At 63.6% G+C, this 6,000-nt stretch carries 6 protein-coding genes and 1 pseudogene; 3 read left to right on the forward strand and 4 right to left on the reverse strand.

All coding sequences use genetic code 11. From position 1 onward, the window contains the following. Positions 1 to 15: 15 nt before the first annotated feature. Both BI49514_RS14820 and BI49514_RS14825 read right to left on the reverse strand, forming a co-directional pair. Positions 16 to 384 (reverse strand): RNA polymerase sigma factor, encoded by a 369-nt coding sequence (locus tag BI49514_RS14820; protein ID WP_180954391.1) that lies wholly within the window; start codon positions 382 to 384, stop codon positions 16 to 18. A 100-nt stretch (positions 385 to 484) separates the two neighbouring features. Further along, positions 485 to 892: a YciI family protein gene (locus tag BI49514_RS14825; protein ID WP_101547232.1), complete on the reverse strand. Its 408-nt coding sequence runs from the start codon at positions 890 to 892 to the stop codon at positions 485 to 487. 276 nt (positions 893 to 1,168) lie between these two features. On the opposite strand from BI49514_RS14825, the gene BI49514_RS14830 reads away from it, so the two are divergent. From BI49514_RS14830 to BI49514_RS14840, 3 genes are all read left to right on the forward strand, one after another. Then, complete coding sequence (locus BI49514_RS14830; protein ID WP_101547233.1) at positions 1,169 to 1,828, forward strand: hypothetical protein; 660 nt, start codon at positions 1,169 to 1,171, stop codon at positions 1,826 to 1,828. Positions 1,829 to 2,066: 238 nt separating this feature from the next. After that, positions 2,067 to 2,600: a type 1 glutamine amidotransferase domain-containing protein gene (locus BI49514_RS14835; protein WP_101547234.1), complete on the forward strand. Its 534-nt coding sequence runs from the start codon at positions 2,067 to 2,069 to the stop codon at positions 2,598 to 2,600. 124 nt (positions 2,601 to 2,724) lie between these two features. Then, the gene (locus BI49514_RS14840) at positions 2,725 to 4,299 is read left to right on the forward strand and encodes a SpoIID/LytB domain-containing protein (RefSeq protein WP_101547235.1); all 1,575 of its coding nucleotides are present in this window, start codon (positions 2,725 to 2,727) and stop codon (positions 4,297 to 4,299) included. A gap of 19 nt (positions 4,300 to 4,318) precedes the next feature. Here BI49514_RS14840 and sfnG read toward each other — a convergent pair whose 3' ends face one another. Further along, on the reverse strand, positions 4,319 to 5,263 hold the full coding sequence (sfnG, locus tag BI49514_RS14845) for a dimethylsulfone monooxygenase SfnG (protein ID WP_219618458.1): 945 nt from the start codon (positions 5,261 to 5,263) through the stop codon (positions 4,319 to 4,321). Between the two features lie 439 nt (positions 5,264 to 5,702). Beyond that, positions 5,703 to 5,873 (reverse strand): annotated as a pseudogene (locus tag BI49514_RS17125) (site-specific integrase); the annotation flags it as partial. Positions 5,874 to 6,000: the final 127 nt, after the last annotated feature.

Consider the following 6,000-nt stretch of genomic DNA (forward strand, 5'->3'; position numbering starts at 1 on the left):
TCATCGGCGTCTCGGTCACGGTCGGTGCCCCTGCCCCGAACGAACGCGTGCCGCCTGCCGGTTGAGATGATCGCGTTCGGCGAGGCTGCCGGCCCGTGCGGCGGCCCGTGCGCAGAACTCGGCGGCCCGCTGTGACTCCCCCGCCCGTTCGCGCAGGTGCGCTTCGACGGCGAAGTAGCGCGGCAGGCTCTCGTCAAGTCCCCGCAGTTCGGTCAGGCCCGCCGCGGGTCCATCGGCCTCCCCGACGGCCACGGCCCGGTTGAGTCGCACGATCGGTGTATCGCGCAGGGACAGCAGTTCGTCGTACCACTGAACGATCTGCACCCAGTCGGTGTCCTCGACCGTCTGCGACGGCGTCCTCGGCGGTCGCGAAGTCTCCTCCACGACTGACGAGGATGCCGATCACGGCGGGGACGAGCTCACGCAGCTCCGCCTCGGCGAGGGGAACCGGATCGATCATCGCGGACTCCGTTCGCGTCCCTGATCATTTGTCCACGCTGGGTGCGTGGTCGAGGAAGGGGCGCAGTTCGAGCCATTCGTTGATCGGCTCCCCGCCCTTGCCCGGGTCGGCCGACAGCTCGCCGGCGAGTTCGAGAGCGCGGTCGTAGTTCTCGACGTCGATGACCATCCACCCGGCGATGAGATCCTTCGTCTCTGGGAAGGGACCTTCGGTGACCGGCGGCTTGCCCGGTCCGCCGGACCGGACGAAGGTGCCCTCGGGCGAGAGCGCCTGGGAGTCGACGAATTCGCCGGAGTCCTTGAGTCTGTCGGCGAAGGCGTTCATGTACGCCACATGTGCGTCGACCTCGTCGGGACTCCACTGATCCATCGGGGTGTAATCCATATACTGCTCCGACATCCGATAATGCTTGAGCATGAGGTACTTGGCCATGATGGTCTCCTTGTCTCGTGTCGCTCGCACGGGGTTGTGCTCGCTCACATGTCTGGGACGCAGCCGGACGAGTGTTCTCGACATCGCATGCGAAGATTTCTCGGATCTCTTCGGCTCCGGTCATCGAACACAGCCCCAGATTAGGCCGATGTGTCCGTCCTGGAACATGCGTCACCGGATCCGAACACGAATCGGCCCAGGTCACGGCTTCGCGCTGAGAGGCTTGTCTTGTACGAAACACCGACCGCTTTTTGCACACGAGACCAGGAGCAGATCATGAAGGCACAGACACTTCTCAAAACCATCACCGTTGCCGGAGCTCTCGCCGCGACCCTGACACTCTCGGCCTGCGATATGAACATCACCTTCGGCCCAGAAGGCCAGGGCCAGGAGCAGGACGGCCAACAGGCGCAGCAGACCGAGGACACCGAGACGACCGCCGAAGAACCGGCATCGGATTCGGGCTCCACCTCGGACTCCGCCGGTTCGGGTTCGACCGGCACCACCGGCAGCGGCGGATCCACCGATTCGTCCAGCACCTCCTCGGCGAGTGGCTCCTCCACCTCGACCGGCTCGTCGTCGACCGGATCGTCGTCCTCGAGCGACTCCACCTCGAGCGGATCATCGTCGTCGAGCGGCACGACCGACAACGGCTACCAGGGCCCGCGGATCGGCGAAGACGGAGTCGAACTCGACGCCGACGGCAACGGCAAGATCCCCGCCGACGTTCTCGAGGCGGACATCAAGAACGCCTACGCCAAGCAGGGCACCACGGTCGACACCGTCGACTGCTATTCCGACCTGCGGATCTTCTCCCACAGCGGATCGCAGAACTGCACCGTCACCGCTGCCGGCAAGAATCACTACGGCACTGTGAAGATCACCTCGGCGTCGCAGTCCGGCATCGGCTACAGCCTCGAGTTCCCGAACATCTGAGCCGTCCGCCGAGCCCGCGAAACGTACCCCTCGAGCGTCTCGCATCCCCGAATCGCATTCCCCTGGTCATCCCGACCAGGGGAATCCGTTCGTCGCGATCTGGAACAACTCTGCACTTTCCGTTGTTGTGTCCAATGTAGGCGTCGGCCCAGCTGCACGTCGGCCTCGAGGTTTCGGCCAGCCGAGCCCATGTCAGATTCGACAATCTCACCAATCACAACCGACAAGGAGCACCATCATGGCACTCTCTGACAAGAAGATCGCATTCCTCCTCACCAGCGGCGTCGAGCAGGTCGAACTGACCAGCCCCCGCACAGCCCTCGACGAGGCCGGAGCGACGACCGTCATCGTCTCCCCCTCAGAGGGGACTCTGCAGGCGATGGAAGGCGATTGGGAGCACGCGAAGACCTTCGACGTCGACGTTCCCGTCGCCGAAGCCTCGGTCGATGACTTCGACGCCCTCGTTCTGCCCGGCGGCACCCTCAACTCCGATGCCGTACGTCTGAATGAGGACGCCGTCAACCTCGTCAAGGCGTTCTTCGCCGCCGAGAAACCGGTCGCGGCCATCTGCCATGCCCCGTGGATCCTCGCCGAGGCGGGTGTGGCCAAGGGAAGGAAGCTGACGTCATTCATCTCGACGAAGACCGACCTCATCAACGCCGGAGCCGACTGGGCCGACACCGAGGTGGTCGTCGACGGCAACCTCATCACCTCCCGCAGCCCCGACGACCTCGACGCCTTCAACAAGGCAATCGCTGATAAGTTCAGCTGATCTGGAACGATGCCTCTTTCGCCGAGGCGGAACCACCTCGGCGACGAACTCCCCGGAACGATCGTTCCGGGGAGTTCGTCTGTTCGTCACCTGGGGTCTTGACAGCCGCGCTTATGATCAACTCATGCCAGCTTCCCCGTCCGTCAAGGCGACGACTCCTGCCCTCGCGGCGCTGCTCATCTGGCTCCTCTTCGTTCTCTGCTCCACAGCGCCTCCGGCACATGCCGCCTATGCGACCTCGGGTGCGATCGGGGCGATGCACAAGTCGCTCGGCGGAAATACGTGCAAGCTCGGTCCTGCGACCGGCCCCAAGCGGTGCACGCTGATCCAGAAGGGCTGCTATCAGTCGTTCAAGCACGGCAGCATCCATTGGACGAAGGCCACCGCCGCCCATGCGACTCTGGGTGCGATCCGCACAGCATGGAAGAAGTCCGGGTGGGAACGCGGTCCGCTCGGCTATCCGACGAGCAACGAATACCGCTCAGGTTCGGAGACCCGGCAGAAGTTCCAGAACGGCATGATCGTGTGGACGGCGAAATCCGGGGCGAAAGTGACGCTGACGAAAGCACCGTCGTCGTTCGCGATCAAGGGGTCAGGCTTCGGCCACGGGGTCGGGATGAGCCAGTACGGCGCACGCGGGATGGCGGCGGCCGGAAAGTCCTCGACGCAGATCCTGCAGCACTACTACACGGGTGCGAAGGTCACGACGATGTCGAAGAACGCCGATGCCAGCCTCAAGGTGCAGCTGCTGACCGGGAAGAAGTCCGTGACGATCACCCCGCGTTCCGGTCGTCTGCGCGTCAAGGCCGGGTCGAAGACCATCGAATCGGGATCGAAGGTCACGATCGAGCGGACCTCGTCCGGTTCGGTCAAGGTGACGGTCGGGGCGAAGAGCTATTCCGGGTCCAAGCTCACCATCGAATGGCAGGGCACCCGGTATTGGAAGGGCTCCTCGGCGACGACGGTATCGGTCAGCGGTGCACAGGACGGAGCGACCGGCACCTACCGGCACGGGCGGATCGAGATCGGACAGCTGAAGGGTTCGCTCAATGTCGTCAACGTGCTGGGGCTCAACAAGGAGTATCTGCCGGGAATCGCTGAGATGCCGGCCTCGTGGCAGTCCGAAGCCCTGCGCTCTCAGGCCATCGCCTCGCGCACCTACGCCTACCGCAATCTCGGTGCGGTGAAGCCGGCCTGCGGGTGCAACGTCTATGACGAGGTGGCCTCGCAGCGTTTTCTCGGGTGGACTCATGAGAATGCAGGCGATTCCGGTCCATGGCGCAAGGCCGTGGCCGCGACACAGACCACGAGCGGGTCGACGGTGAGGTCGGCGCGCCTCATCACCTACGAGGGCGGGCTCATCGATGCTGTCTACTCGTCGTCGGCCGGGTCGAAGACGCATTCGGCTGCCGAGGTGTGGGGGTCGGACGTGCCGTACCTGGTCTCGGTCGATGACTCTCCGTCGAAGTATGCCTCTGCGCAGAACCCGAACGCCTCGTGGTCGGTGACGGCCAAGCAGGCCGACATGGCACGGGCGTTCGGGCTGGCAGACGTCCGGTCTGTGGCGGTGGCGAAGACCGGCTCAGGTCTGGTGAAGACGGTGAAAGCCACCTCGGTGAAGGGGAAGACCGCGAGCCTCACCGGCGATCAGCTGCGGACGAAGCTGACGCTGAGGTCCGCGTCATTCAGCGTGGCCTGAGGCAAACCCGCCTCCAGGTTCAGACTCCGGCGGGGGTGAGCAGTCCCCTGTTGACGAGTTCGGCTTCCTTCTCGCGCACGATCGGGATGACGGTCTTGCCGAACGCTTCGAGTTCCTCCTGGAAGTGCAGGAAGCCGGTGAGGATAAGGTCGACGCCGATCTTCTTGTACTCGATGATGCGGTCGGCGACCTGTTCGGGAGTGCCGATGAGCTGGGTGCGGAAGCCGTCGTTGTACTGGACGAGGTCTTCGAAGCTCGAGTCCGCCCACATGCCCTTCTTATCGTGAGTCGAGGCTCCGGCCTCCTGCACGGATTTGCGGAATCCTTCGACGGCGCCTTCATCGGCTTTGGCGATGATCTCACGCAGCTGTTCGCGGGCTTCGGCTTCGGTATCGCGGACGATGGCGAATCCGTTGAGTCCGAAGCGGACTTTCCGATTGTGCGCTCGGGCCACCTCGGTGACGTCGTCGTACTGTTCGTGGAAGCCTTCGAAGTCCTTGCCGTTGGAGAAGCACCAGTCGGCGTGTTTGCCGCCGTTGATGCGAGCGGCCGAGGAGTTTCCGCCTTGGAAGATCTCCGGGTGGGGGCGGCCTTCGACCGGGTAGGGGCCGGGGCGGAGGGTGAAGTCGTCGACGGTGTAGAAATTGCCGCGGTACTCGACGTTCTCCTCGGTGAAGAGCTTGCGCACGACATCCATGAACTCGGCGGATCGGCGGTACCGTTCGCCGTGTTCGAGCCACGACAGGCCGAGGCGGGTGTGTTCGTCCTTGAACCAGCCGGAGACGACGTTGATGGCGGCCCGGCCCTTCGTGAACTGGTCGGCGGTGAGGATGAACTTCGCGAGCACGGCCGGCTCCCAGATGCCCGGGTGGATGGCGGCGATGACCTTGAGCTTCTCGGTGGCCAGGGCCAGTGCGAGAGAGGTGGCGGTCGATTCGTGCTGCTGGGCCGCGCCGCAGACCACACACGGCGGGCAGACTTCGCGGGCTGACGCGTGCCGTCACAATGACGCACTTCGCCATTAAACGTCATGTGATTTGCGTTCCGGCAACTGCCGTCCGCTGCACCCAGTTCCGCATCACTCACCCTTGGCGGCACACTACCTCGTTGCACCGGTGCGTTGAGCCACGACCGACGAGGGATGCGAAAGCACCGGTGGCAGGTGGCACGAATGGTGCGAACTGTCACAATCGGTGCGGGATGTCCGAATACGAGCCTCCCTCGACCGACTCGGAACCCGCAGCCGGTGAATCGACGAAGTCCCGGCCCGCAGAAACTGCGAGGCCGGGACTTCTGTGGCGGAGGATAGGGGATTCGAACCCCTATCTTTCAAGCCTTAAATCCTCGTATTCTAGGCTTCCTCTCGGGTCAATTCGGAGTTTGTGGGCACTGTTTGGGCACATCTATTTCGATTCCGATTCAGTCCGAGCCTGGTCGAGGCGCGCAGCAATGTCATCGAGGTCATCGTCAAAGAGGTCCGCATAGACGTCGAGGGTTTCAGCCGCTGATGCGTGCCCAAGCATCCTCTGCACTGCCTTCACGTTGGCACCCGCCTGCACAGCAAGACTCGCCGCGGGACTGATGCAAAGAAAGGTGACAGTTTGAGTGTCAAGCTGCGAGAGCAGCTGGCTCTATGATTGCTTCGTACTCTACTGGTGTCAATCGACCCAACCGGGCTTGTCGGCGACGTCGGTGATATGT

Origin of the sequence: Brevibacterium iodinum ATCC 49514, assembly GCF_900169265.1 — a bacterium.
GTDB lineage: Bacteria > Actinomycetota > Actinomycetes > Actinomycetales > Brevibacteriaceae > Brevibacterium > Brevibacterium iodinum.

What these genes read in the sequence shown, in the direction of transcription:
- BI49514_RS14825 (WP_101547232.1), bottom strand. Translation starts at nt 892, where the DNA reads ATGGCCAAGTACCTCATGCTCAAGCATTATCGGATGTCGGAGCAGTAT.
- BI49514_RS14830 (WP_101547233.1), top strand. Translation starts at nt 1,169, where the DNA reads ATGAAGGCACAGACACTTCTCAAAACCATCACCGTTGCCGGAGCTCTC.
- BI49514_RS14835 (WP_101547234.1), top strand. Translation starts at nt 2,067, where the DNA reads ATGGCACTCTCTGACAAGAAGATCGCATTCCTCCTCACCAGCGGCGTC.
- BI49514_RS14840 (WP_101547235.1), top strand. Translation starts at nt 2,725, where the DNA reads ATGCCAGCTTCCCCGTCCGTCAAGGCGACGACTCCTGCCCTCGCGGCG.